Origin of the sequence: Falsirhodobacter sp. 20TX0035, assembly GCF_028307215.1 — a bacterium.
GTDB lineage: Bacteria > Pseudomonadota > Alphaproteobacteria > Rhodobacterales > Rhodobacteraceae > Falsirhodobacter.
Genome location: NZ_JAQMHV010000009.1, coordinates 43170 through 67123 on the forward strand (window position 1 = coordinate 43170; position 23954 = coordinate 67123).

Here is a 23954-nt window from a genome sequence, read left to right on the forward strand (position 1 = left end):
ATGAACATGATCGTTGGCGGCGCCCAGATCGGCGGCATCCAGAAGGACGAGGGGCGCGAGGCCGTAGTCGCGCGCATGATGGCGCTGATGCAGGAAGCGCATGACAGGGGCGTGGAATTTCTCGTCTATCCCGAGATGACGCTGACCACTTTCTTCCCCCGCTTCTACGTGGAGGATCGGGCCGAGTTCGACCACTGGTTCGAGACGGAGATGCCCAATGCCGCGACGCAACCGCTGTTCGACATGGCGAAGGGCTTCGGCATGGGCTTCACCTTCGGATACTGCGAACTGACGCCGGAGGGTCTGCATTACAACACCTCCATCCTCGTCTCGCCCGAGGGGGAGATCGTGTTGACCTATCGTAAGACCCACCTACCCGGACACGCGGAATACGAGGCGGAGCGTACGCACCAGCATCTGGAAAAGCGCTATTTTTTGGCCGGTGACACGGGCTTCAACGTGGTCCGCAACCAAGGCGCGATCATGGGCATGGCCATCTGCAACGACCGCCGCTGGCCGGAAACGTGGCGCAGTCTTGGCCTGCAAGGCGTGGAACTTGTCACGATCGGCTACAACACGCCGTCGCAGAACAACCTCTCCGCCGAGGAGGGGATCGAGCGCCGCGTCTATCACCACGAGCTTTCCGTCTGCGCGGGCGCCTACCAGAACTCCACCTATGCCGTGGCCGTGGCGAAATGCGGGATGGAGGATGGCAACCACATGTTCGCGGGTTCGATCATCGTCGATCCCGACGGCTTCGTGATCGCCCGGGCGCAGGGTGAGGGCGACGAGTTGATCGTGGCGGAATGCGACTTCGACAAATGCGCCTTCGGCAAATCCACCGTCTTCAATTTCGACGCGCACCGCCGTATCGAGCATTACGACCGGATCACGGAGCAGACCGGCGTCAAGATCGAGGTTTGAGATGAGCGATGCGGGGCCGGATCCTGAAATTTCCCTGCGTCTTCTCGAAATCTTTGCCGCCATGATGCGGTCGTCCACGACGACCGAGGCGGCGAAGATCCTCCACATCTCGCAGCCTGCCGTGTCGGCGGGCCTGCGACAGCTTGAGGCCAATCTGGGCCTCCGGCTCTTCGAACGGCGGTCACGGCGATTGGACCCTACGAACGACGCGCATACCTTGTACAAGGAAATCTCCCCTCTGTTCGGGCGATGCGCGGGGTTGCGCAGCGCACGCGGGAAATGCGGATGGGCATGATCGGGCGTCTGCGCGTCCTGTCCACGCACCCATTGGGGAACTCGGTCGTGCCGCTGGCGCTCAGCCGGTTTCTGACCGCCCGACCCGACATCTCCATCAGCTATGACGTGCGCAATCTGGCGCATGTGATCGAAGCGGTGCAGGGGGGCACTGCCGATCTGGGGCTGGCTGTCCTGAATGCCGGTCTGGAACAGGTGAACGTGGAGCCGTTGATGCAGTCCCGGATGGTGGCGCTGGTTCCGGCAGATGATCCGCTGGCCGCGCATGACGTGATTACGGCGGAAGACATGCGGGACAAGACCATTCTGGGGATCGAGGAGGACTCGCAACTCGGCGGGATGATCCGCGATGGATTCAGCCAGCAGGGGGTGCCGTATCATCCGCGGGTGGAATCGCGCCTGTGTCAGACGGCGGCGCTTCTGGCCGCGCATGGTCTGGGATGCGCGATCGTGGATCCGTGGTCGGCGCGGGTCTTTCCCATGCCGGGGATGGTGGTCCGCCCGTGGCACCCCGAACAGACGGTGCGCGCCGTCATGCTGACCCGCAAGGGTGTGCCGCATTCCGAGCTACTAAAGCAATTCGTCTCCGAGGTTCAGGGGACCCTCAGGATAAAGGGCGCATCTGGAAGTTCGGCCCAATCGAAACCGCGCGCCCGCATCAGATAGCGAAGGGCTTTCCTTTCCGTATCTGACGTCCGCGCCCCGCCTATCACCAATGCAATCGACGGAGGGAAATCGATGCAATCACTGTTCCACCTCGCTATCCATGTGACGGATCTTGACGAAACGCGCGCGTTTTACGGCGACGTTCTGGGTTGTACCGAAGGGCGGTCGACCGACACATGGGTCGATTTCAACTTCTTCGGCCATCAGCTTTCGTTCCATCTGGGCACGCCGTTCACGACCACGCGCACCGGCAAGGTCGGCGATCACATGGTGATGATGCCGCATATGGGCGTCGTGCTGCGTCTGGACGACTGGCTGGCCCTGTCGGAAAGGCTGGCGCAGAAGGGTATCACTTTCGATATTCCGCCCGTCATCCGCTTCGAGGGTGAGCCGGGCGAACAGCGAACCATGTTTTTCTTCGATCCGTCGGGCAATCCGATCGAAGTAAAGGGTTTTGCCGACTTCGACGGTCTGTTTGCTCGTTGAATGATCGCGGTGAGGTTCAGCCCCGCCGCCACTCATCAAGTCAAGATTGCCTTCAGTTCAGCTTCATATTCATCACATAAGGCCGATTATCTCAATTGGACGCCGTCTCGACGGCTGACATCTCCGGCGGCCCCGGTCAGCAACCTAGAGGTTGGGCTCCTGTTCGACGAGGTATGGCTTAATTTGCGCGATGAGGTAGAGGACGTACTCGGCAAGAAAGATTGCATTGAGACTGCTGATTTCGTTGTTGTAATCCACAAGCCCGTGTATTGCCGCGTTTCTGTTTGGGATCAGGTTGTTCTCGAAAAGCTCTATAGACTCGGGGCTGACTACCTGGGCATACAGATGCTTGTGAACGATCTGGATCAAGTCGTAGGAGGCTAGATCCTTGAAGGCAACGCCGATCGGAACCTTCATCATCGCAGTTCTCAAATCTCTAAGGCTTGCTTGTCCCTTGGGTTCACGCTTGAACGCTTGTCGATACTCGCTCTCTAGAACGGGAAACAACGTGAGGACGGCGGATCGGTAAAGCTTGTTGCGATGGCAAGCGAGCGCGTCGGCGAACGCATCCTTTGCGACATCGCTGACGTCAAATTCGCGAACGCTGGATAGGAGATCAATTTCGACCTCTGCCCACTTCTGGCGGTAGTGTTCCAAGACGTTTTCAGTGAATTTCTCGGGGCTTTCTTCGTCGAACAGAGGCCATGGAATAGTGCGGCTTGGCATGATCTGAGATTGTGCAAGGAGCTTTTTCGCTTCTCGGTATCTGTTCAGCGCGCTGAAGAATTCCGGTAGCGGACCCAGCACGGGTTGGATTGCACGCGCCACGGAAGCGAAAAGGTCCATCATCGCTTTCGCGCTGACCTGAAGTTGCTGAACTTGCTGCGCTAACCGCTCCCTCGTAACTTGATCGATTTCGAGCCCTTCCCGAATTTTGGCAAGGGCCACCCGTCGTGCTTCGATCGTTTTTTCGTCTTCCATCTCAACTACCGCTCTGCCTCGCCGCTCGAAACTTTGTAAGGCAAGCTGGGGCGAGACAACGACCGAATGAGATCCGGGATCCTGCCAGTATCGGTGGCACAGCACGTCAACCCTCCGTGTGGCTCACCACGAAGAACGCTCCTAGGAGGTCCTGCAGCGTCAGAACTTCACAAAGATCGGCCCTCTTGCGCACAGCCAGCCTACTTTTGTTCCCTTCTGCCAGTGTCCTTGGTAAATAAGCATATGAACATCGAAACCCTCGCCATCCAGCCTTCTTTTCCAGCGCTCTGTCCAGTGACAGACGCTCTGCGCACGCTTGCTTCGGCGAGTGCTGCGGACAGGGCTGCAGTCTTCACACGACGCGAGGTCGTTGACTTCATGCTCGATCTCATCGGTTATCACGCAAGCGAGCCGCTCCATCAGAGGCGAGCGCTCGAACCTTCGTTCGGAGAAGGTGACTTCCTGATCCCTATGATCGAGCGGTTGCTCGACGCCTGGAAGGTTGGGAGCGGTTCTATAGCCGAACTTTCCCAAGCTTTACGTGGTGTGGAACTGCACCACGCATCGTTCCAGTCTACTCGTGATCGCGTCGTCGCTTGCCTGTCTTCTGCCGGGCTTCGCAATTCCGATATCAATACTATCATCGACGAATGGCTGATCCATAACGACTACCTTCTAGCTGAGATTGATACCGGCTTTGACTTCGTGATCGGCAATCCGCCTTACATTCGGCAGGAGATGATCGCGGACGTGCTCATGGTCGAGTACCGCTCCCGATACAAGACGATTTACGATCGGGCTGATATCTACATCCCGTTCATAGAGCGATCGCTCAAATTGCTGAACAAAGGTGGGCACCTCTGTTTTATATGTGCTGACCGTTGGATGAAGAACCGCTACGGCGGCCCGCTGCGGGCGCTCGTCTCCCGAGATTTCCATTTGAAATCCTACGTGGACATGGTCGACACACCTGCATTTCACTCTGAAGTCGTCGCCTATCCTGCCATCACAGTGATCGCGCGTGAGAAAGGCAACGTCACGCGGATGGCCTCTCGACCCGTCATCGAGCAAACGGTCTTGACGGCTCTTGCGGACCGCCTCCGATCTCAGTCGCAGCCCATCGCGGGTTCAGAAGTGCGCGAAGCCGTCGGCGTGGCCTCAGGAAGCGAACCATGGATACTGGACTCATCCGATCAGCTCGCCTTGCTTAGGCGTCTCGAAGAGACATATCCAGCCCTCGAAGACGCGGGTTGCAAAGTTGGCATCGGAGTCGCTACCGGCGCGGACAGAGCCTTCATTGATCGGTTCGAAGATCTTGATGTCGAAGAAGACCGCAAGATCCCCATCGCAATGACACGAGATATTCAGTCTGGCCAGGTGAACTGGCGCGGCTACGGCGTCATCAATCCGTTCGGAGATGATGGTAAGCTCGTGCCTCTCACTCAATACCCAAGGCTCGCGCGTTATCTGGAAGCACGACGTGAGCAAATCGAACGGCGCCACATCGCTCAGAAGGCTCCCACCCGCTGGTATCGTACGATCGACCGCATTTATCCGGAACTGGCGACTGAGCCGAAGCTGCTTATTCCTGACATCAAGGGCGAAGCTCACATCGTCTATGAGGGTGGCACCCTCTACCCGCATCACAATCTATACTACATCACGTCTACCGACTGGGACCTACATGCTTTGCAGGCAGTCCTGAAATCGGGCATCGCTCGCCTCTTCGTAGCGACATATTCCACAAAGATGCGAGGTGGCTATCTGAGGTTCCAAGCCCAGTATCTGCGCCGCATCAGACTTCCGTACTGGAATACCATTCCCGTAGCGCTCAAAGATAAGCTGATCCGCGGTGCGATCTCTGGCGATCTCATCGCCAGTAATGAAGCCGCGTTCGATGTCTATGGCTTGACCGCCGAAGAGCGGGCAATACTCGGGGGAGTGGATACTACTAATGGCGCTTGATCTTGCGAACTACGAAATACAGGCGCGTGAGGCCGTCATGGCCTTTTGGGGCAATCGCGAGAAAGCGCGGCAAAAGCAGATCGAGGCCGGCACTGTTGATCAGGGTGAGCGTGCTGGCGTCACGGGCGGCAAGAACATGGATGGGTTCATCGCGCTTGTCATCGACCTTGTTCGCAACAACGGTCTGGGCCATGCCCGCATCCTTCAGAAGCGTGCTGTGCTTACTCTCCCTGGATACTTTCGTCCTACGAAGCTCTGGGATTTGCTTGTTATCAATGAGGGAAGGCTCGTCGCAGCCATCGAACTCAAGAGTCAAGTTGGTCCGTCCTTTGGCAACAATTTCAACAATCGCACAGAAGAAGCCATTGGTACCGCTCACGACTTCTGGACGGCATATCGCGAAGATGCGTTTGGAAAGCACCTGCGTCCATTCGCTGGCTGGCTGATGATGGTTGAGGACGCGCCCGGTTCACGCTCCCCTGTCCGCGACAGTTCGCCAAATTTCCCGGTGTTTCCGGAGTTTCAGGGTGCATCCTATCTCAAGCGCTACGACGTGCTTTGCCAACGCCTTATGCAAGAGCAGCTCTATACATCGGCCGCCATCATGGCATCTCCGCGTACTGCTACGACTACCGGCGAATATGGTGACATGTCAGAAATGACCAGCCTGAAGACCTTCGTCACGTCTTTCGCAGCCCATATCGCAGGTGAAGCAGCAAGGACCAGCTGACCGTCAGTCAGCGAACATAAAGATAATCAGCGCACGCTGTATGAAAATGTTATATAGGCTAGACAGGACAGCGAGATAACTAAGAATGTTAGAGGTCTTCAAGCAATTTGATACCTACAGCCTTAAAGCAAGAGCCTTCCCCGCTTTGATAGCAGGCTTACCAGCGCTAGCCTTTATTTTTATTATAGTACCGTGGGATCGGCTAGGTCTACCTCAAGCCATTGCAGTCTCGATGGGGGCAATACTGCTTTATGCTTTTTCAGACATGGCTAGGCAGCGGGGAAAGATAGTACAAGCCAAACTAGAAATCGGCGAGACCCCTGATCAATGGCTTCGAGGCAACACTGATATTCCAGAGATATCAAAAGATAGGTTTCGCGCATACATTTCCTCAAAACTAAAACAAGAAGCCCCATCAGCTGAAGATGAAAAATATAATCGACAGCAGGCTAATGACTTTTATAGAAGTGCGGGAACCTGGCTTCGGGATAATACTCGTGATACGAGCCTTTTCTCCCTTTTATTTGCAGAAAATGTTACATACGGTTTTCGCCGCAACTTGTTAGGCCTCAAGCCTATTTCCTTGTTTTTCAACCTAGTCGTATTCTTGACTTGCTCATTAATAATTTACTTAAAACCTCCTTATTTCTCCGCCCAAGAACAAATCGTGGAGAAGCTGATTATCACCATGGCCGCGGCTTTTCTTCATTCTGCATACATGGTTTTTGCTGTTAACAAAGATTCTGTCCGGGACGCTTCAAAAGCTTACGGCAGGCAACTTATCCTCAGCTGCGACACGTTGATGAGGATGCAAACAGATAATTCGAAACAGGGAAATAAAGATGGCAATGATTAGGTCATTCACCGTTGGAAACGGTGATATGTTTTACATCAAGCATAATTCTGACAACTTCACGATCATTGATTGCCAGCTGTTTGGAGATCACAAAGAATGGTTGGTTGATGAACTCAAGAAGGAATCCAAAGATAAGGGGATCACGCGATTTATCTCCACACACCCCGATGAGGATCATATTCAAGGTTTAGAATATCTTGACGAAAAGCTACCCATCGCCAACTTTTACGTCGTCAAGAACAAAGCCACCAAGCCGGATGAAAGCGATTCATTCAAGCACTACTGCAAGCTTCGCGATGGCGACAAAGCCTTCCATGTCACAAAGAACTGCCAGCGACGTTGGATGAACCAGGCGAGTGATGAGAGGAAAAGTTCCGGGATCAACATCCTTTGGCCTGATACTTCCAATGAGCATTTCAAGAATGCTCTAAAGGAAGCTGCTGATGGCGTGGCCTTCAACAACATTTCACTCGTCGCTAGGTACAGCATCCAAGATAGTGCAAGCTTCATGTGGATCGGTGACTTAGAAACAGATTTCATGGAAGATATTTTTGAAGATATCGATCTTCCAGAAACTACAGTAGTATTTGCTCCGCATCACGGTCGGAAGTCCGGCAAGCTTCCTGATAAATGGCTCGATAAGCTTAAGCCGAAAGTCATCGTCATCGGCGAAGCTCCCTCCCGGCACATTCACTATTACTCGGGATATAACAAGATTACCCAGACACGCGCTGGTGACATCACCTTTATCCCAGACAATAAAAAGCTGCATTGTTATGCTTCTTATAAGTCATATGGACTGAGAGACTGGCTTGACGATGAAAATAAGCCAGATGAAGAGTTTGGAGTTAGAGATACCGATTACTACATTGGAACCCTGAATTTCTGAATTCAATCGTATGCTTTCAAATAGCGGCGCCGTGCCCCATCTGTGGGTCAGAAACTGCATGGTGAGGTTTTGCGCTGCTTCTTCCAGGATCAGGCGGGCTTGTATGAAGCGCTTATCTACAGCGAGCTATCGTCATGCGGCTGCACCCATACCGGCGCACCAGATCCGAAACGGTCACACCTGCCTCAAGTTCAGCCCGGATACTCTGCTTCTGAAGCTCTGATAGCGTAGACGGGCGGCCAATGATTTTCCCTTGCGATCGGGCGCGAGCCATACCGGCATGGGTCCGCTCGATCAGCAACTCCCGCTCAAACTGTGCGACGGCGTTCAGGATCGTCATGGTGAATTGTCCGGCGGGACTTGTCAGGTCGCTGCCGCCCAGGGCAAGACAGTGGACGCGCACCTGCATCCCAGCCAGCAGGTTCACGGTCTGCGCCACGTCCATGGCATCGCGCCCGAGCCGGTCCATCTTCGTGACCACCAGCACATCCAGCTCTTCCAGCCGATCGATCAGGCGGGCGAACATTGGCCTCTGCTGCGCGGGCACGCTGCCCGAGATCGTTTCGGAAACAATCCGACGCTTGGGAATGACGAAGCCAGCCGTCTCCAGTTCCTGCACCTGGTTCTCGATGGTCTGCTGGATGGTGGAGACGCGGACATAGGCGAAAGTGCGGGACATGGGGCAAAAACCGTTCAAAAGGGTCGGTCAGATGTTAGTTGCTCACAACCCCTGCACAAGACCCGTTTTGAGCACCCTTCCCTGCCCCTGTTCAAAACCGTTCCATTTCGATTGACGAAAGCGAACGCCTGTCAGCTTGCGGAGACGAAAAGTTGGCGCGGGAACGTCGTCAGGCGCTCCACCCCCGTATTGCTGACCACGATGGTCTCGGACATGCCGAACCCTTGGGCGAGCACATAGGTATGTAAGACCATGCCCGGCTGAAACGACCATTCGGAGCCGGGATGCGCTTCCAGCGGCTCTCCTCCATTTGGTTGCAGCATCAGGCCGACGGAGTAGAAGGTCTTGTTGGTGTACGTTTCGCGTAGGCCTGCCGACAGCACCCCTTCGCGATAGATCGCGTCGGGCACCGTCGCCGGAACCCCCGGCGCCACGGCGGCAAGCGCGCGGTCCTGGATGTCGATCAGCGCCTCGGCCAGCCGGTGGTCGGCGTCGGAGGCCTCGGCCACGCGGATCGGGCGCATGAAGCGCGCGTGGTAGTGGCGGACGTTCGGCGTCGTCTCGATCTGCACGATGTCGCCCCGGGCCAGCACCCGGTCCGAGTAGCCGCCATGGAGGTGATAGGCCCGCTCGCCCGAGGACATGACCCCCGGCCCCGGCAGGTCCGAGCCCGCGCGGATCATCGCGGCGCAGATCTCGGCGGCCATCTCGCGCTCGGTGGCACCGGGCAGTGCCGTGTCGATGGCGGCCTGCATTCCGGCCTCGGCGGCACGGGCGGCCTTCCGCTGCCATGCGATTTCGGCCGGGGACTTGATCAGCTTCATCGTGCCGACCATGTCCGTGCAATCCACAAGGCGCACCCCCGGAAGGGCCGCACGGATCGCCTCCCACCGGGCGGCGTTCAGCACCCATGCGCCCATCTCCACCCCGATCGCGGCGGCACGCCCCACGCGCGAGGTGATGGCATCCACCGCAACCTGCACCCGGTCGTCGCTGTCGGTCCACAGCACGCGGTCGGGAAAGACGCAGGTCGCGTCGAGGTAATACTCCTCCACGTCGCGCGCAAAGAGCGTGGGCGCACCCTCGGCTGGGATGATCGCGAACTGGAAGGTGCCATAGGCGCGGGTGAAGTAGCCCGTCACCCAGGTCACCGTCTCGGGCAGGAAGGCCAGCATCGCGTCAAGGCCCTGCGCGCGCAGTTCCGCCTGCACGCGGGAAAGGCGCGCCTCGTATTCGGCACGCGCAAACCACGGCTCGTAGATCATCGGGGTCATGCCATCACCAGCTTCGCGAAATTGGTCAGGGCGGTCTTGGCCTCCAGCGCGGGGTGGCTTTCGGCGATCAGCGCGTCGATATCGCCGCCGTCCTTAGTCATCCGCTCGCGGTTGTCCGAAAACCAGGCCGGCCCCTGTTCGGACGTCACCTCGGGGTGCCCTTGGATGCCCCAGGCGCGCGCGGTGCGGTGGCGCCAGACCTGGTTCGGGCAATCGTCCGAGGAGGCGATGACGACCATGTCGGGGTGGTCGTGGCGCACTTCGTCGTTGTGCCAGACGAACATGCGCACGGCGCCCTCCCAGTCCCCCATCACCGGATCGCCCTTGGCCGCCGCCGTCACCGGCAGGTCCTTGTAGCCGATCTCGCAATACGGGCGGCGGAACACCTGGTCGCGCCCGCACAGAGCCGAGGCGAGGATCTGGCTGCCAAAGCAGATGCCCAGCATCGGGATGTCACGCGCCGCCGCGTCGCGGATCAGCTCGTGCTCGCGGTGGATGAAGGGGATGTCCTCGTAGGATCCGTGCGGGCTGCCCGACAGGAAGATGCCATCATACCCGTCGAGGCTGTCGGGAAAGTCGCCGCCGAACGCCCAGAAGCGGTCCACGTCCAAGCCCCAGTCTTCGAACCGGTCGTCGAGCTGCGCGACCGATTGCAGCTTGCGGCCATTTCCCAGATACAGAAGGCGCTTGCCCATGATGATCTCCTTGGTTCAGCGCCGGGACAGGCGCTGGATGATGCTGTCGCGCACGCGGCCCAGATGGGCGGCCATCTCGCGGGCGGCGCGGTCGCCGTCGCCGTCGCGGACCGCGGCGACGATGGCCAAGTGCTCGTGGCAGGTGTCATCGACACGTTCGGGCACGGATCTCAGGTCGAACATCAGCGTCTGGCGGCGCAGGTTACGGATGATCTGCGCCATTTGCGGGTTGCCCGCCGCCTCGGCCAGCGCGCCGTGCAGCGCCTCGTCCGCGTCGCGCACAAGGCCGCGATCCACAAGCGAGGCCCCGCCCCCCGCCTGCGCCAAGATGTCGTTCAGCTGGTCCGTGATCGCGGTGATGACGTCGGGCGCAAGGCGGCCGGCGGCGAGGCGCGCCACCTCCGGCTCCAGCAGCAGGCGGACCTGCAGCGCGTCCATGTAATCCTCGATCCGCATCTGCTTGACCTGAAGTCCGATGCGGCCCTGCCGCAGCAGCAGGCCCTCCGCCTCCAGCATCAAGAGCGCGTCACGGACCGGTGTGCGCGACATGTTCAGGACTTCGGCCAGCCGACGCTCGTTCAGCAATTCGCCGGGTTGGATGCGCGCGCCCAGAACCTCGTCGAGGATCTGCTCGTAGGCCTGGAGAGCCAGCCGCTTGTCCGGCACGTTCAACATTCTGCACCCTGAAGTTTTCAAGCTGCGGAAATAAAATGCAACTCGTATGCCCGTGGTTGACGCCCGGTATACCAGATGTCTAGCGTCGTGCAACACTCCGACGACAGGTCCTCCACGTGCTGCCACCCGCCGCCTCCATGCTTCCCTTTCCCCACGCCGAGCATATGGCGCGGCAGGCCCGCCTGCGCGCCGCCCTGCGCGGTCGCGGAGTGGACGCCATGCTCGTCTTCTCGCAGGAAAGCCTGTTCTGGCTGACGGGCTATGACAGCGGCGGCTTCGTGTTCTTCCAGTGCGCGGTGGTCACGGCCGACGACCGGCCCATCGTCCTGCTGACCCGCCGCCCGGACCTCTTGCAGGCGCGCCAGACCTCCACGATCGAGGATATCCGCATCTGGTGGGACGCCGACGACGCCAATCCAGCCGCCGACCTGCAGTTGATCCTTTCCGAATTGGGCCTGAAATCGGCCCGCGTCGCGATCGAGTTGAACACCCACGGCCTGACCGGCTGGAACCTGTGGCGCTGCCAGCAGACCTTCGGCGACTGGTGCCGGCTGGAGGATGACGGCCACCTGATCCGGCGCCTGCGCGTTGTGAAATCGGCCGGAGAGATCGGGCTGATGCGCGAGGCGGGCCGCATCTGCGACCGCGCGCTGGACCGCGTGATCGCCTTCGCCCGTCCCGGCATTCTCGACAGCGAGTTGAAGGCCGAATACCTCGCCTCCATCCTTGGCGACGGGGCAGACATGCCGCCGAACGCGCCGCTGTTCAACTCGGGTCCCCGCGCCGTCTATGGCCGCGGCGTGGCGACGCCCAGACGGCTGGAGGCGCAGGACCAGATCCTTGTCGAATATCCCGTGCCCTTCCGCCATTACAACGTGAAGACGGAATGGACGATCCTCTTCGGCCGAGTGCCTGACAGGCAGCGCCACATGTACGATGTGGGCCGCGAGACGCTGGCGCGGATGACCGACCTCGCCCGCCCCGGCACCACGCTGGGAGAGATCTTCGACGCCTATGCCGACGGCCTCGACGAGGGCGGCTACCGCGCCTCGCGCTATGGCGCGACGGGGTATTCGGTGGGGATCGGCTTCGCGCCCACCTCGATGGACGTGCCGCCGATGATCTATTCCGGCTGCGCCACGGTGTGCGCGCCAGGAATGACGCTCTTTTATCACGTCATGAACGGCGACGGCGATACGGGGTATGCGGTGGGCGTCGGCCACACCCTTCTGGTCACCGAAGGCGCGCCGGAGCTGCTGACCAACCTGCCCGACGACCTGACCGTCATAACATAAACCCAACAGGAGCCTCCCCATGTCCTTTCTGACCATGAAGCGCCGCCATGTCCTGATGGGCATGATGGCCGCCACCGCCCTGCCCCGCATCGGCTTCGCGCAAGGCGCCGCGCCCAAGGCGGGCGGCACGCTGCGGATCAGCCACTCCACCCGGATTGCGACGCTGAACGTGCTGTCGCTGTCGGGTCCGGCCGAGTACCCGGTGATCGACATGATCTATTCGGGCCTCACGCGCATCGGCGCCGACAGCGTGGCCCATCCCGATCTGGCGGAAAGCTGGGACGCCTCGGCCGACGCCACCGAATTCACGTTCCACCTGCGCCAAGGCGTCACCTTCCACGACGGCAGCCCCTTCACCGCCGCCGACGTGGTCGCGACCTACACGCTGATCCTGAACCCCGACATTCCGGCCGCCGCCCGCTCCTCGGTGAACATGATCGACCGGGTGGAGGCGGTGGACGACCACACCGTCAAGTTCACGCTGAAGACGCCCTTCGCGGATTTTCCGGTCTCCACGGCGCATGCCAACGCGCGCATCATCTCCAAGGCTGCGGCGGAAGGACCGATCACCGATCTCGACACCAAGGCCAACGGCACCGGCCCGTTCAAGCTGGACGTGTATGACAGCGCCTCGATGGTGCGGCTGGCCAAGAACGAGAGTTACTACGTCGCGGGCAAGCCCTATCTCGACGCGGTGGAGATGATGCTGTTCCCCGACCTGACGGCGGAAACCGCGAACTTCCTGTCGGGCACCACCGACGTGATGCTGACGGTGCAGCAGGCCGATTTCGCCCGCATCGCGGCCTCGCAGGGGATCGAGGCAAAGCGCGTCGCCTCTGGCCGTTACGCCTGCGTCGTCATGCGGCAGGACGCCGCCCCGTGGAACGACGTGCGCGTCCGAAAGGCGCTTGCCCTCGCCACCGATCGCCAGCTGCTGGTGGAGATCATCCTCGAAGGCCTCGGCCGCCCGGCCTATGACAGCATCGTGGCCCCCGAACTGCCCTTCGCCACCGAGAAGCCCGAGATTGCCTACGACCCCGAGGCCGCGAAGACACTGCTGGCCGAAGCCGGCTATCCCGACGGGCTGGACGTGAGGCTGGTGGCATCGGACCGTCCGGCGATCCGCGTGCAGACGGCCATCGCGCTGCAGCAGACCGCCGCCGCCGCAGGCTTCCGCATCACGCTGGAGACGATGCCCCACGACACCTATCTGGCCGAGGAGTGGATGAAGGGCGACTTCTACATCGGCTATTGGGGAATGCAGCCCACGGTCGACCAGACCTACAAGCTGCTGCTGACCTCCGACGGGTCCTATCAGGACACCGAATGGAAGAACGCCGACTTCGACGCCCTGATCGCGGAAGGCCGCGCCACCACCGACGAAGGTCGGCGCGCCGAGATCTACACCGAGGCGCAGGCGCTGGAACTGCGCGACACGCCCTATATCGTGCCCTTCTTCGAGGATGTGCTGACCGCGAACCGCGCTACCACCGAGGCGTGGGAAGTGGCGCCGATCAGCCGCTACTTCCACATCGAGAACGTCTGGCTGGACAAGTAAGCGCGTGAGCCTCGCCTACTTCCTCCGCCGCATCGGCGCGATCGTGATCGTGCTGTTCATCGTCACCTTGGCGGTGTTCGCGATCACCATGATCCTGCCCGGCAACGCCGCGCTGATGATCCTGGGCGAGAACGCGTCGCCCGACAACCTTGCCGCGATGGAGCGGCAGCTAGGGCTGGACCGGCCCCTGCCGGTGCAATACCTGCACTGGCTGTGGGGGGTGCTGCAGGGCGATTTCGGCACCTCGCTGCGCCTGCAGCAGCCGGTGTCGCAGGTGGTGGGCGTGGCGTTCTGGAACTCCGCGTCCCTTGCCGTCACCGCGCTGGTCGTGGTGACGGTGGTCGCGATCCCTATGGGCGCCTTCGCCGCGATGAAGCGCGGAACGCCCGTGGATGCCGTGATCGGCTTCTTCTCCTATATCGGCACCGCGATGCCGGAATTCGTGACGGCGACGCTGCTTCTGGTGCTGTTCGCCGCCCCCGAACGGCCCTTCTTCCCCGCAGGCGGTTTCGTCGCCCCATGGGATGATCTGGCAGGGTTCGCCCAGCATGTCGTGCTGCCGGCCGCCACGCTGGGGCTGATCCTGATGGCCCACATCTCGCGTCAGGTCCGGTCCGAGATGTCCGAGGTGCTGTCGTCGGATTTCATCCGCGCCGCGCGGCTGAAGGGCCTGTCCGAAAGCCGCGTCATGCGCCGCCACGCACTGCCGAACTCGCTGGCGCCCGCCGTCGCCGTCATCTCGCTCGACATCGGATACCTTCTGGGCGGCATCATCGTGGTGGAGGAGATCTTCGCCTGGCCGGGCCTTGGCCGCACGCTGATCTATGCGCTGCAGAACCGCGACCTGCCGGTCATACAGGCGGTGACGCTTCTGCTGGCGGTCGTCTATGCCGTCTCGAACCTGATCGCCGACCTCGTGATCGCCCTTCTCGACCCGAGGGTCCGGTATGCGTAGGATCCTCCGCTCCCCCACCGGGCTGATCGGGTCGATCCTGCTGGCCATCGTGACCGTTGCCGCCCTGCTCGGCCCGTGGATCGCGCCGTACGATCCGCAGGCGTTCGACGTCACCGCCCGCCTTCAGGGGCCGAGCCTGACGCACCTTCTGGGCACGGACCAATACGGGCGCGACCTCATGTCCCGCATCCTGAACGGCGCGCCGACCACGATCCTGTTCGGCGTCTTCGCCACCGCGCTTGGCGTCGGCGTGGGGTCGGTGATCGGCGTGATCGCGGGCGTTGCGGGGGGCCGCACCGACGGGATCATCATGCGCATCCTCGACGGGATGCTGGCCATGCCGGAGCTGCTGTTCACGCTGCTGATCGTCACCTTCCTTGGTGGCGGATCCACGCAAGCAATGCTGGCTGTGGCTGTCACCTTCGCGCCTGGCATGGCGCGGATCGCGCGGTCGTCCGTCCTGTCCGTCCGCACGCGCGAATACGTGCTCGCGGCCACCGCACGCGGTGAATCCCGCGCGTGGATCGTGGGGCGCGAGGTGCTGCCGAACGCCCTCGGCCCGATCATCGTCGAAAGCACCATTCGCGTCAGCTTCGCCATCATGATCGGCGCGACACTCGGCTTTCTTGGCCTCGGGGCGCAACCACCCAGCACAGAATGGGGTCTGATGGTGGCAGAGGCCCGTCAGTTCATGTTCCGCAACCCTTGGTGCGTCATCGCCCCCGGCGCGGTCATCGCCATCACGGCCATGGGTTTCAATCTATTCGGCGACGCCCTTCGCGACGCCTTCGACCCGAAAAGGAGCCGCTAATGCGCCCCATACTCGAGGTCCACAAGTATTCGATGGACTACCTTACCGACGAGGGCCGCGTGCAGGCTTTGCGTGAGGTGTCGCTGTCCATCGCCAAGGGGGAAACCCACGCGCTGGTCGGCGAAAGCGGTTCGGGCAAATCGACACTGGCTTGGTCCATCATGCGTTACCTCGCGCCTAACGCCGAGGAGACGGGTGGTGCAATCCTCGTCTCCGGTGAAGACATGATTGGCAAGTCTGCCGCCCAAATCCGCAAGATGCGCGGCAACCGCATCGCGATGGTGTTTCAGGACCCGTCCACCTCTCTCAATCCCACCATGCGAATGGGAGAGCAACTGGTCGAGGTGTTGATGCGACACCGTGGCCTGAACCGGAAGGCGGCCTGGGCCGAAGGCAAGGCCGGGCTGGCCCGCACCGGCATCGCGAAACCGGCCGAGATGATGCTCCGCTTCCCGCACGAGGCCTCGGGCGGGGAAAAGCAGCGCGTGGGCATCGCCACCGCCTTTGCCTGCGATCCGGAACTCATCATATTCGACGAACCTACCACTGCGCTCGACATCCTGACCGCGAACCAGATCCTTGATCTGTTCGTGACACTGCGGAATGAGACGGGGGTCGCCGCACTATACATCTCACACGACCTTGGTCTCGTGTCGCGGATCGCCCATACGGTCTCGGTGATCCATCGTGGCCGTATCGTGGAACAGGGTACCGTGGATCAAGTGTTCCGCGCACCCGCCCACGATTACACTCGCGGCCTGATGGCTGCCGTTCCGAAACCTTTGGAGCGGATAGCCGTCCCCGGTCCAACGACAACGACATCCCTGATTCAATTGGAAGGTGTGACCGTCCGATACGGCGATCCGGGTTGGCTAACACGGATGCTAAACCCCCAGGCCATCGGCCATACCGGCGCTGAAAGCGTGACGCTCGATGTCCGTCCGGGAGAACTTCTGGGCATCGTGGGCGAAAGCGGATCCGGCAAGTCCACGATCGCCAAAGTCGCCTCGGGACTCAACGCGTTCACGGGCACGATCCATTTCGACGGACGAGCGTTCACCAGCCGCGACGCGCTGGACCACGCCTATCGCCGTGACGTGCAGATTGTGTTTCAGCACCCCGACAGCAGCCTGAATCCGCGCCAGACCATCGGCACGATCCTGTCGCGACCCCTGAAGCTGTACGGCATCGTTCCGGCCGACCAAGTGCAGGCGCGTGTGCGCGAACTGCTGGAGATGGTCCTGCTGCCCGCCGACTTCGCCACCCGCTACCCCCACCAGCTGTCGGGCGGGCAAAAGCAGCGCGTGGCCATCGCCCGCGCCTTTGCCGCCGAACCAAAGCTCGTGATCTGCGACGAGGTAACGGCCGCGCTGGACGTGTCGGTGCAGGCCGCCGTGGCGCGGCTGCTGGTGGACCTTCAGGCGCGGTCGGGCGCGGCCTGCCTGTTCATCACTCACGACCTGAACCTGATCCGCCAACTGGCTCACCGCATCGCCGTGATGCAGCGCGGCCGGCTCGTGGACCTATTCGACGTGGCCGACGCCGACGGCCCCGGCCGCCATCCCTACACCCGCGCCCTGCTGGACGCGGTTCCTGTCCTCGAAAGCCCTGCCCCATGATCGAGATCGACCGCGACACCTGCCTTGCCACCCTGGCCGACATGGTCCGCAACAAAAGCTATTCCCAGACCGAGGGCGAACGCGTCCTTGCCGCCCACATGGTCGGGATCATGGAAGCGATGGGGCTGGAGGCCTATCTGATGCCGGTGGAAGGCGACCGCGTGAACGCCATCGGCGTCTGGCGCGGCACCGGTGGCGGGCCGTCGCTGATGTTCAACGGCCACCTCGACACCAACCCCGCGACCGAGGGCTGGACGGTGAACCCGTGGGGCGGCGTCATCGACGACGCCTTCATCTATGGCATCGGGGTGTCGAACATGAAGGCGGGGGATGCCGCCTACCTGTGCGCCGTCCGCGAACTGATCCGCCACGGCGTCCGCCTGAAGGGGGACGTGATCCTGACCTTCGTGATCGGCGAATTGCAGGGCGGGATCGGCACCAAGGCCATCGTGGACGCCGGCCTGCGCGCGGACTTTTTCATAAATTCCGAACCCACCGACCTGCAGGCCGTGACGATGCACGCCGCCGCCTTCACCTTCGTGATGGAGCTTCAGGGCATCACCCGCCACCTGTCCAAGCGCGAGGCGGCCGTTGACGCCATCCTTGCCGCCTGCGACGTGATCCCGGAACTGACTGCCCTCACCTTCTCGGACGCACCAAGTGAGGAGCATCGGTCGATCAACCGCGTGCATGTCGGCGTGGTGCACGGGGCCCTGGGCCGCGACCTGCACGAATGGCGTCCGCCGCAGGTGGCCGATTTCGTGCGCCTGAAAGGCTCTGGCCGCTATGGTCCGGGCCAGACCGAGGACAACGCGCTGGCCGACCTGCGCCGCGTGCTGGACGGGTTGGAGCGGCGATGGCCGGGCCTTCAGGCCAGCGTCCGCACCGAAAAAGCCGAAGGGCGTCCCACCATGCCCGCCTTCGAGGTACCGCGCGACAGCCGCATCGTCACCGCGATCAACGCCGCTTACCTGTCGGTGCGGGGCGAGGCGCAGCCCACAGGCGCGATCACGCCCCCCGGTTTCTTCGGCACCGATGCCGGACACTTGTACGAAGCCGCGGGAATGGAGGGCATCGTCTGCGGTCCCGGCGGCCGCTACAACACCATGCCCGACGAGAGAGTCGACATCGTGGATTATCTCGACATGATCCGCATCTATGCCGCCACCGCCTGCGACATCTGCGGGGTGGCGGAATGATCGACCTCGCCCGCGAATACCCTGGCACCGCATCGGGCCGCGCCGTCACCCTGCGCTTCCCCGAGGCCGAGCACCGCGCCCGCCTAGCCGCCACCCGCCGCGAACTGGCGGCGCGCGGCCTCGACGCGCTTCTCGTCTTCGCACAGGAAAGCCACTACTACCTGACCGGGTTCGACACGGCGGGCTACGTGTTTTTCCAGGTCGGCATCGTCACCGCCGACGATCGCCCGACCGTGCTGCTGACCCGCACCCCCGACAAGCGGCAGGCCGAGGTGGCATCGCTGTATGATGACGTGCGCATCTGGCTGAATGCGGAAGGCGCGAACCCTGCGCTGGACCTGCGCGCGATCCTCGATGAGATCGGCCTGAAGCGTGTCGGGATTGAGTTCGCGACCTATGGCCTGACCGCCGCCAACGGACGGATGGTCGAAGCCGCGCTGAACGGCATCGGGATCGAGGACACCTCCGACCTGGTGCGCCGCCAGCGCCTCGTGAAATCGCCTGCCGAACTAGAACTGACCCGTGCCGCAGGGCAACTGGCCGACGCCGCCGTGATCGCCGCGATCGACGCCACGAAGCCCGGCGTGTTCGACACCGCCCTGTCGGGTGCCGCCGTGACGGCGATGCTGGCGGGGGGCGCGGACATGCCCTCGGGCGGGCCGCTCGTGAACTCCGGGCCTCGCGCGCTCTTTGGACGCGGCATTGGCGGCCCCCGTCGGATCGAAGCGCAGGACCAGGTGCTGGTCGAGCTCGCAGGTTCCGCCTGCCGCTACCACGTCGTGATCGAGCACACGATGGCCGTCGGCACCCCCGATCCGCGGCAGGTCAGCCAGATGGGCGTCGCGATCGAGGCGCTGGAGCGGATCAAGGAGGCCGCCGTTCCGGGTGAGCGTCTTGGCAAGCTGGACGACATCCACCGCCGCGTGCTGGACGATGCAGGCTTCGCCCATGCCCGCTACGCCGCCTGCGGGTATTCCCTTGGCTGCACGTTCAAGCCGACCTGGATGGATGCACCGCCGATGATCTATTCCGGCAACCCGCTGGTGCTGGAGCCGGGTATGGTCTTCTTTGTGCACATCATGATTCCCGACGCCACCACCGGTCTTGTCGCGGGCGTGGGACAGACCTTCGCCATCGGTGAGCGAGGCGTAGAAACCTTCAGCGCCCTGCCTTTGAAGCTCTGGACGCTATGACCGGACAGGGTAACACGCAACAGGTTCGGACCTGATTGCACAGAACAGTCGTTCCTGCCTTGTGAGAGTTGATGATCGCTTCCGCTGCCCGTCCCGCCAACGGTGATGCCAAGAGGGGCGGTCCACGAACATCCGGATCGACGTCGGTTTCTTTCGACGCCAGCTACGGTGCCAAGCGTGCCACTTGACCTCTTTCCTCTTGTTCGATTTGCAGGTGCGCCGGGTGAGCGGCAAACGATCTTCGTTTTCAACCGGCCCAGCGATCTGACCAAGATCTGGGATGTTGCGGACTTCAAAGGCCGCTTCACGGTCCAGGGCGACCATTGTTCAAGTGGCTGGCCTGGTGCTGCGGGTCCTTGGTCGCGAGGCGTGGGCGTGCCTTTCAAGCACGCCAGCGCCTGGCGATGGTGACGCTCAGTCGCAAACGGGCACGGCGTTCGGCGGAGTGCTGGGCGATCCAGATGTCTTCGGCCGTGTCGCGGGGGACGGGGCGGAAGCGGAATGCCGCTCCGCTCGGCATCTGGGCCAGCCGGGGCAGATCAGCCCCGATGACGGTCGCTATCTTTGGATACCCGCCGGTGGTTTGCGCTTCCGCCATCAGAACGATCGGACAACCGGATCCAGGTATCTGGATCGAGCCTGCCACCGTGCCGTCGGAGACGATGTCATGCCCACGCTGCGCCGGGATCTGCGGGCCGTCGAGGATCATCGCCATCCGGTCGCGCCGCGTCGTGACCGTGAAGCGAGCCGAGGCGAAACGCTCCAGAACCTCCGCCGAAAAGGCATCCTGCTGCGGGCCGAGGACCACGCGAATATCCCGTGGCGCCAGAGTTTCCGCGTGGGGGCGGCGGCAAGCAAGTGCCGGGCCCCGTGGATCAAAGGCCCCAAGCGGCAGCCGGGCCCCCGCCTCCACCACGCGGCCAAGGCCGGAACGCAGATGCGCCGCCCGCGAGCCCATCAGGATCGGCGTCTCGATCCCGCCCGACACAGCAAGATAGCCCCAGACCGCGTCCGCCATGGCGCCGATGCGGATGGTCTGGCCAGCCATGACGCGATGCGCCTCCCATGCAGGACGCGGCTCCCCTTCGATGACCACTTCGGCCGTTCCGCCGGTGACGGCGATGCGGCAGGGGGCATGGGCGCGGAAGATCCCGCCCAGATGCGCGAATTCCAAGGCCGCCGCCTCGGCCGTGTTGCCCACCAGCGCGTTTGCCATGGCGAAGGCCGGTCCGTCCATAGGGCCTGCCGCCGATACCCCCGCATGGCGCCATCCGAAGCGCCCGCGATCCTGGACCGTCAGCATCGGCCCTGCCCGAAGAACTTCCAGCATCACGCCACCTCCGGACCAATGACGGGGCGGCCGGCGGCGGCCAAGGCTGCAAGCCGCGTGAACGTGCCGCGGTCCACCGGCTCGAACATGATACGGTCACCGGCGGCGAGCAGGATCGCCGGATCGCGCGCGGGATCGAACAGGCGCACGGGCGTGCCCCCGATGAAGCGCCAGCCCGACGGACCTGCGACGGAGTTGATGCTGGCTTGCTGGCCGCCCATTCCCACCGCACCGGCTGGAATCATCTGGCGCGGGATGGCGAGGCGCGGGGTGTGCAGGCGCGGGTTCAGGCCGCCAAGATAGGCAAAACCCGGCGCAAACCCGATCATGAAGACGCGATACTCCGTCCCGCAATGCAGCGCGACCAGTTCTTCCGGCGACATCTTCTTTTCCCGTGCCAGATCCTCCAGATCAAGGCCGGCGGGCCCGCCGTAAAGCACTGGAACCCGCCAAAGGCGCGCGGGCGCATTTTCCACGTCCAGTTCCTCCAGAAGGCGAAGCAACCGCTCCTCCAGCCGCCGCCCACGAATGACCGTCGGATCGTACCGCACGAGGAGGGAACGATAGGTCGGCACCCGGTCCGTGATGCCTGCGATGCCCGCACGGTCCAGCGCATCGGCAAGGGCGATGACACGGGCGTTGACCGCGGCATCGATGTCTTCGGACAGCTGCACCACCAGCGCCTGGTCCCCGGCGGGAAGGAGGATCGGCGCGCTTGTCATGCCAGAAGGGTCCGGCGCAGGGTTTCGACGGCCGCCGCAAGGTCGGCCGGATCCATCCCTTCCTCGGGACAGTGGCTGCCGTTCCAGTTGCGCACGAAGATCATCGTGCTGTCCCATCCGGCAGCGGCGAAGGCGGCGGCATCGTGCCCGCCCCCCGACAGCATCCGGCGCAGCGGGACCGCCGTTGTCAGCCGGTCGCTCCATGTGGTCGACAGCTCCATCGGTTTCGATCGGCTTTGCGGTCCAAGCTCGAAACGGATGCCGGGACGCGCCGCCTCGATCCGGGCGATGTGGGTTTGCAGACGCCGGTCCGCCGCCTCCAGCACCGTCTCGCTGCTCGATCGAAGATCAAGGCAGAACCCCGCCTGCCCCGGCACCTTGGCCATCGCGTGCAGCGGACCGGACGCGTCGATGATGCCGAAGGTCACGGCCAGATCGTCCCCGGCCGCTAGGACGTCTGCCCAGTTGGCGTCCATCGCGTAGATCAGATCGGCCAGTGCGAACACCGCATCGGCCCGCAAATCACGCGGCGCGCCGCCTGAATGGGCCCAGACTCCGTGCACCTGTGCCGTCCGGTAGCGCAGCCCCCCGCGCACCCCCGTCACGATGGCATGGCTTTCTCCGGCCTCGTGCAGGACCGGCCCCTGCTCGATATGGATCTCCACGAAGCTGGCGCGGTTCGGCGGAGGGACCTGAAGGGCCGCTTCCGGGTCCAGACCTTGGTCCCGCATGTGGTCGGCCAGCGTGCGGCCGGTATCGGCGCGACGCACCTCCAGATCCGCCCGCGTCAACCGCCCCAGTGCCCCGCGCGACCCTATGTAAGAGGCGGGAAACCAGACGCTTTCTTCCGCCCGCGTGACCGTCACCACGATGTCGACCGGCGGCGTCTGTCTGGATTCGACCAGCGACGCCACCAGCGCCAGCGCCCCGGCAACCCCGGCCTGCCCGTCATACGCCCCGCCCTGTGCCACCGTATCGAGGTGGGAGCCGACATGGACCGCGGGCGCCGTCCGGTCGCGGCCCGGCAGGCGGGCGAACAGATTGCCGGCCGCATCCCGTGTGACGGAAAGGCCAAGGGCGTTCGCCTCGTCCGCCACCACCGCATGGGCCTCCGTTTCAAGGTCGGAATAGGAAGGGCGGGTCCAGCCGTCCCCGTCCCGCCCGATGGCGTTGATCCGTTTCAGAACCCGGTCGATGGTGCTGCGGATCACGGTCATGCCATCGCGTCCAGAAGGTCGGCATTGACAGTGGTGGCCGGGCGCCGTCCCGACAGCGCCTCGATCACATGGGTGGCGGCGCGTTCGGCCACCCGGATTAGTGCGGCCTCGGTCGTGGCGCCCAGATGCGGGGTGAAGACCACCGGCAGATCACCCAGTGGGCCCGTCGGCGCGTCATGCTCGTAGACGTCCAGTCCTGCGCCTGCCAGCTGACCCGTGGTCAGCGCCGCCGCCAGCGCAGCCTCGTCCACCAGCCCCTCGCGCGCGGTGTTCACAAGGATCGCCCCGGGCTTCATGTGGGCAAAGCGGGCCGCGTTCATCATGTGGCGTGATTCCGGCCGCATCGGTGTGTGGAGAGAGACGAGATCCGCCTCGGCCAGACCCTCCTCCAGACCCACCCGGACGTATCTGCCCACATCGGTGGCGTGGGGCGAATGCACAAGAACGCGCATCCCGAAGGCCACGTCCAGCATCCGCCCAAGCTCCCGCCCGATGGCGCCCCAGCCGACGATCAGCGCCGTGCGGCCCTGAAGCTCAGTGAAGGTGGCGCTCTCTCGGAAGCCGGAACGGCCCGACCGTTCCGCCGCATCGCCGGCTGCGATCCCGCGCGCCACCGCCAGCGCCAGCCCAAGCGCCAGTTCCGCCACCGAGCGGGCATTCGCCCCCGGAACATTGCAGACCGGGATACCGCGTGCGCTGGCAGCCGTCTTGTCCACCGCGTTATGGCCAGTCCCGTGCACCGAGATCACCTTCAGGCTTGGCGCCGCGGCAATGGCTGCCGCTGAAAAGCCGGCATTGCGGGTAATCACCGCGTCGCATGGGCCCGCCAGTTGCGCAACCGTGTTCATGTCAGAAGCGGGACTGACCACCGGCTCGATTCCGTGGGCACGCAGCAGAGCCAGCCCGTCGGCGTGGATAGGTTGAACGATCAAGCATTTCAT

At 62.7% G+C, this 23954-nt stretch carries 24 protein-coding genes; 15 read left to right on the forward strand and 9 right to left on the reverse strand.

The window, feature by feature from the left end; genetic code table 11:
* Nucleotides 1-6: 6 nt before the first annotated feature.
* From PIJ50_RS11045 to PIJ50_RS11060, 4 genes are all read left to right on the forward strand, one after another.
* Nucleotides 7-924, forward strand: a complete 918-nt coding sequence (locus tag PIJ50_RS11045; RefSeq protein ID WP_271975367.1) for an N-carbamoyl-D-amino-acid hydrolase — start codon at nucleotides 7-9, stop codon at nucleotides 922-924.
* Between the two features lies 1 nt (nucleotide 925).
* Nucleotides 926-1219 (forward strand): LysR family transcriptional regulator, encoded by a 294-nt coding sequence (locus PIJ50_RS11050; protein WP_271975243.1) that lies wholly within the window; start codon nucleotides 926-928, stop codon nucleotides 1217-1219.
* Nucleotides 1216-1884 carry a LysR substrate-binding domain-containing protein gene (locus PIJ50_RS11055; RefSeq protein WP_271975244.1) on the forward strand — a complete coding sequence of 223 codons (669 nt, stop codon included), beginning with the start codon at nucleotides 1216-1218 and terminating at the stop codon, nucleotides 1882-1884. The genes PIJ50_RS11050 and PIJ50_RS11055 overlap by 4 nt, the downstream gene beginning before the upstream one ends.
* Before the next feature lie 72 nt (nucleotides 1885-1956).
* A complete protein-coding gene (locus PIJ50_RS11060) occupies nucleotides 1957-2370 on the forward strand; it encodes a VOC family protein (RefSeq protein ID WP_271975246.1) in 414 nt (137 codons plus the stop codon).
* Between the two features lie 144 nt (nucleotides 2371-2514).
* Here the strand turns inward: PIJ50_RS11060 and PIJ50_RS11065 are convergent, their stop codons facing one another.
* Entirely contained in the window at nucleotides 2515-3351 is an 837-nt protein-coding gene (locus PIJ50_RS11065; RefSeq protein WP_271975248.1) for a hypothetical protein, read from the reverse strand.
* Nucleotides 3352-3594: 243 nt separating this feature from the next.
* Between PIJ50_RS11065 and PIJ50_RS11070 the strand changes: the two genes are divergently transcribed.
* From PIJ50_RS11070 to PIJ50_RS11085, 4 genes are all read left to right on the forward strand, one after another.
* On the forward strand, nucleotides 3595-5316 hold the full coding sequence (locus PIJ50_RS11070; RefSeq protein ID WP_271975250.1) for an Eco57I restriction-modification methylase domain-containing protein: 1722 nt from the start codon (nucleotides 3595-3597) through the stop codon (nucleotides 5314-5316).
* On the forward strand, nucleotides 5306-6046 hold the full coding sequence (locus PIJ50_RS11075) for a PaeR7I family type II restriction endonuclease (protein ID WP_271975251.1): 741 nt from the start codon (nucleotides 5306-5308) through the stop codon (nucleotides 6044-6046). The genes PIJ50_RS11070 and PIJ50_RS11075 overlap by 11 nt, the downstream gene beginning before the upstream one ends.
* Before the next feature lie 85 nt (nucleotides 6047-6131).
* Entirely contained in the window at nucleotides 6132-6902 is a 771-nt protein-coding gene (locus tag PIJ50_RS11080) for a hypothetical protein (RefSeq protein ID WP_271975252.1), read from the forward strand.
* Nucleotides 6889-7791, forward strand: coding sequence for a ComEC/Rec2 family competence protein (locus PIJ50_RS11085; protein ID WP_271975253.1), 903 nt, complete (start codon nucleotides 6889-6891; stop codon nucleotides 7789-7791). The genes PIJ50_RS11080 and PIJ50_RS11085 overlap by 14 nt, the downstream gene beginning before the upstream one ends.
* A gap of 112 nt (nucleotides 7792-7903) precedes the next feature.
* Here the strand turns inward: PIJ50_RS11085 and PIJ50_RS11090 are convergent, their stop codons facing one another.
* The 4 genes from PIJ50_RS11090 to PIJ50_RS11105 all read right to left on the reverse strand — a co-directional run bounded on the left by PIJ50_RS11090 (nucleotide 7904) and on the right by PIJ50_RS11105 (nucleotide 11114).
* Nucleotides 7904-8470 carry a recombinase family protein gene (locus PIJ50_RS11090; RefSeq protein ID WP_271975255.1) on the reverse strand — a complete coding sequence of 189 codons (567 nt, stop codon included), beginning with the start codon at nucleotides 8468-8470 and terminating at the stop codon, nucleotides 7904-7906.
* A gap of 131 nt (nucleotides 8471-8601) precedes the next feature.
* On the reverse strand, nucleotides 8602-9744 hold the full coding sequence (locus PIJ50_RS11095) for a M24 family metallopeptidase (RefSeq protein ID WP_271975257.1): 1143 nt from the start codon (nucleotides 9742-9744) through the stop codon (nucleotides 8602-8604).
* Entirely contained in the window at nucleotides 9741-10439 is a 699-nt protein-coding gene (locus PIJ50_RS11100) for a type 1 glutamine amidotransferase (RefSeq protein ID WP_271975259.1), read from the reverse strand. Before PIJ50_RS11100 ends, PIJ50_RS11095 begins: the two co-directional genes overlap by 4 nt.
* Before the next feature lie 15 nt (nucleotides 10440-10454).
* Nucleotides 10455-11114, reverse strand: coding sequence for a GntR family transcriptional regulator (locus tag PIJ50_RS11105; RefSeq protein WP_271975261.1), 660 nt, complete (start codon nucleotides 11112-11114; stop codon nucleotides 10455-10457).
* 116 nt (nucleotides 11115-11230) lie between these two features.
* On the opposite strand from PIJ50_RS11105, the gene PIJ50_RS11110 reads away from it, so the two are divergent.
* Genes PIJ50_RS11110 through PIJ50_RS11140 form a run of 7 tightly spaced genes read left to right on the forward strand, consistent with a single transcriptional unit; the run spans nucleotide 11231 to nucleotide 19744 of the window.
* Complete coding sequence (locus PIJ50_RS11110; protein ID WP_271975262.1) at nucleotides 11231-12409, forward strand: M24 family metallopeptidase; 1179 nt, start codon at nucleotides 11231-11233, stop codon at nucleotides 12407-12409.
* Between the two features lie 19 nt (nucleotides 12410-12428).
* Nucleotides 12429-13967, forward strand: coding sequence for an ABC transporter substrate-binding protein (locus tag PIJ50_RS11115; RefSeq protein WP_271975263.1), 1539 nt, complete (start codon nucleotides 12429-12431; stop codon nucleotides 13965-13967).
* A gap of 4 nt (nucleotides 13968-13971) precedes the next feature.
* Nucleotides 13972-14922 carry an ABC transporter permease gene (locus PIJ50_RS11120; RefSeq protein ID WP_271975265.1) on the forward strand — a complete coding sequence of 317 codons (951 nt, stop codon included), beginning with the start codon at nucleotides 13972-13974 and terminating at the stop codon, nucleotides 14920-14922.
* Nucleotides 14915-15733: an ABC transporter permease gene (locus PIJ50_RS11125; RefSeq protein WP_271975267.1), complete on the forward strand. Its 819-nt coding sequence runs from the start codon at nucleotides 14915-14917 to the stop codon at nucleotides 15731-15733. Before PIJ50_RS11120 ends, PIJ50_RS11125 begins: the two co-directional genes overlap by 8 nt.
* Nucleotides 15733-17352 carry a dipeptide ABC transporter ATP-binding protein gene (locus tag PIJ50_RS11130; RefSeq protein ID WP_271975269.1) on the forward strand — a complete coding sequence of 540 codons (1620 nt, stop codon included), beginning with the start codon at nucleotides 15733-15735 and terminating at the stop codon, nucleotides 17350-17352. The genes PIJ50_RS11125 and PIJ50_RS11130 overlap by 1 nt, the downstream gene beginning before the upstream one ends.
* On the forward strand, nucleotides 17349-18551 hold the full coding sequence (locus PIJ50_RS11135) for a M20 family metallopeptidase (protein ID WP_271975270.1): 1203 nt from the start codon (nucleotides 17349-17351) through the stop codon (nucleotides 18549-18551). The genes PIJ50_RS11130 and PIJ50_RS11135 overlap by 4 nt, the downstream gene beginning before the upstream one ends.
* Nucleotides 18548-19744: a M24 family metallopeptidase gene (locus PIJ50_RS11140; protein ID WP_271975272.1), complete on the forward strand. Its 1197-nt coding sequence runs from the start codon at nucleotides 18548-18550 to the stop codon at nucleotides 19742-19744. Before PIJ50_RS11135 ends, PIJ50_RS11140 begins: the two co-directional genes overlap by 4 nt.
* Before the next feature lie 382 nt (nucleotides 19745-20126).
* Here the strand turns inward: PIJ50_RS11140 and PIJ50_RS11145 are convergent, their stop codons facing one another.
* From PIJ50_RS11145 to PIJ50_RS11160, 4 genes are read right to left on the reverse strand one after another with little or no spacing between them, the layout of a single operon-like run.
* Nucleotides 20127-21074: a 5-oxoprolinase subunit C family protein gene (locus tag PIJ50_RS11145; RefSeq protein ID WP_271975274.1), complete on the reverse strand. Its 948-nt coding sequence runs from the start codon at nucleotides 21072-21074 to the stop codon at nucleotides 20127-20129.
* Nucleotides 21074-21796: a 5-oxoprolinase subunit PxpB gene (gene pxpB / locus PIJ50_RS11150; RefSeq protein WP_271975276.1), complete on the reverse strand. Its 723-nt coding sequence runs from the start codon at nucleotides 21794-21796 to the stop codon at nucleotides 21074-21076. Before pxpB ends, PIJ50_RS11145 begins: the two co-directional genes overlap by 1 nt.
* The gene (locus tag PIJ50_RS11155) at nucleotides 21793-23013 is read right to left on the reverse strand and encodes a hydantoinase/carbamoylase family amidase (protein WP_271975278.1); all 1221 of its coding nucleotides are present in this window, start codon (nucleotides 23011-23013) and stop codon (nucleotides 21793-21795) included. Before PIJ50_RS11155 ends, pxpB begins: the two co-directional genes overlap by 4 nt.
* Nucleotides 23010-23954: an NAD(P)-dependent oxidoreductase gene (locus tag PIJ50_RS11160; RefSeq protein ID WP_271975280.1), complete on the reverse strand. Its 945-nt coding sequence runs from the start codon at nucleotides 23952-23954 to the stop codon at nucleotides 23010-23012. Before PIJ50_RS11160 ends, PIJ50_RS11155 begins: the two co-directional genes overlap by 4 nt.

Bases quoted from the DNA above. Each gene is read 5' to 3' on its own strand.
- PIJ50_RS11135 (WP_271975270.1), top strand. From the start codon at position 17,349: ATGATCGAGATCGACCGCGACACCTGCCTTGCCACCCTGGCCGACATG.
- PIJ50_RS11045 (WP_271975367.1), top strand. From the start codon at position 7: ATGATCGTTGGCGGCGCCCAGATCGGCGGCATCCAGAAGGACGAGGGG.
- PIJ50_RS11055 (WP_271975244.1), top strand. From the start codon at position 1,216: ATGATCGGGCGTCTGCGCGTCCTGTCCACGCACCCATTGGGGAACTCG.
- PIJ50_RS11140 (WP_271975272.1), top strand. From the start codon at position 18,548: ATGATCGACCTCGCCCGCGAATACCCTGGCACCGCATCGGGCCGCGCC.
- PIJ50_RS11085 (WP_271975253.1), top strand. From the start codon at position 6,889: ATGGCAATGATTAGGTCATTCACCGTTGGAAACGGTGATATGTTTTAC.
- PIJ50_RS11130 (WP_271975269.1), top strand. From the start codon at position 15,733: ATGCGCCCCATACTCGAGGTCCACAAGTATTCGATGGACTACCTTACC.
- PIJ50_RS11070 (WP_271975250.1), top strand. From the start codon at position 3,595: ATGAACATCGAAACCCTCGCCATCCAGCCTTCTTTTCCAGCGCTCTGT.
- PIJ50_RS11160 (WP_271975280.1), bottom strand. From the start codon at position 23,954: ATGAAATGCTTGATCGTTCAACCTATCCACGCCGACGGGCTGGCTCTG.
- PIJ50_RS11125 (WP_271975267.1), top strand. From the start codon at position 14,915: ATGCGTAGGATCCTCCGCTCCCCCACCGGGCTGATCGGGTCGATCCTG.
- PIJ50_RS11080 (WP_271975252.1), top strand. From the start codon at position 6,132: ATGTTAGAGGTCTTCAAGCAATTTGATACCTACAGCCTTAAAGCAAGA.
- PIJ50_RS11100 (WP_271975259.1), bottom strand. From the start codon at position 10,439: ATGGGCAAGCGCCTTCTGTATCTGGGAAATGGCCGCAAGCTGCAATCG.
- pxpB (WP_271975276.1), bottom strand. From the start codon at position 21,796: ATGACAAGCGCGCCGATCCTCCTTCCCGCCGGGGACCAGGCGCTGGTG.
- PIJ50_RS11115 (WP_271975263.1), top strand. From the start codon at position 12,429: ATGTCCTTTCTGACCATGAAGCGCCGCCATGTCCTGATGGGCATGATG.
- PIJ50_RS11145 (WP_271975274.1), bottom strand. From the start codon at position 21,074: ATGCTGGAAGTTCTTCGGGCAGGGCCGATGCTGACGGTCCAGGATCGC.
- PIJ50_RS11050 (WP_271975243.1), top strand. From the start codon at position 926: ATGAGCGATGCGGGGCCGGATCCTGAAATTTCCCTGCGTCTTCTCGAA.
- PIJ50_RS11065 (WP_271975248.1), bottom strand. From the start codon at position 3,351: ATGGAAGACGAAAAAACGATCGAAGCACGACGGGTGGCCCTTGCCAAA.
- PIJ50_RS11060 (WP_271975246.1), top strand. From the start codon at position 1,957: ATGCAATCACTGTTCCACCTCGCTATCCATGTGACGGATCTTGACGAA.
- PIJ50_RS11090 (WP_271975255.1), bottom strand. From the start codon at position 8,470: ATGTCCCGCACTTTCGCCTATGTCCGCGTCTCCACCATCCAGCAGACC.
- PIJ50_RS11105 (WP_271975261.1), bottom strand. From the start codon at position 11,114: ATGTTGAACGTGCCGGACAAGCGGCTGGCTCTCCAGGCCTACGAGCAG.
- PIJ50_RS11075 (WP_271975251.1), top strand. From the start codon at position 5,306: ATGGCGCTTGATCTTGCGAACTACGAAATACAGGCGCGTGAGGCCGTC.
- PIJ50_RS11155 (WP_271975278.1), bottom strand. From the start codon at position 23,013: ATGACCGTGATCCGCAGCACCATCGACCGGGTTCTGAAACGGATCAAC.
- PIJ50_RS11095 (WP_271975257.1), bottom strand. From the start codon at position 9,744: ATGACCCCGATGATCTACGAGCCGTGGTTTGCGCGTGCCGAATACGAG.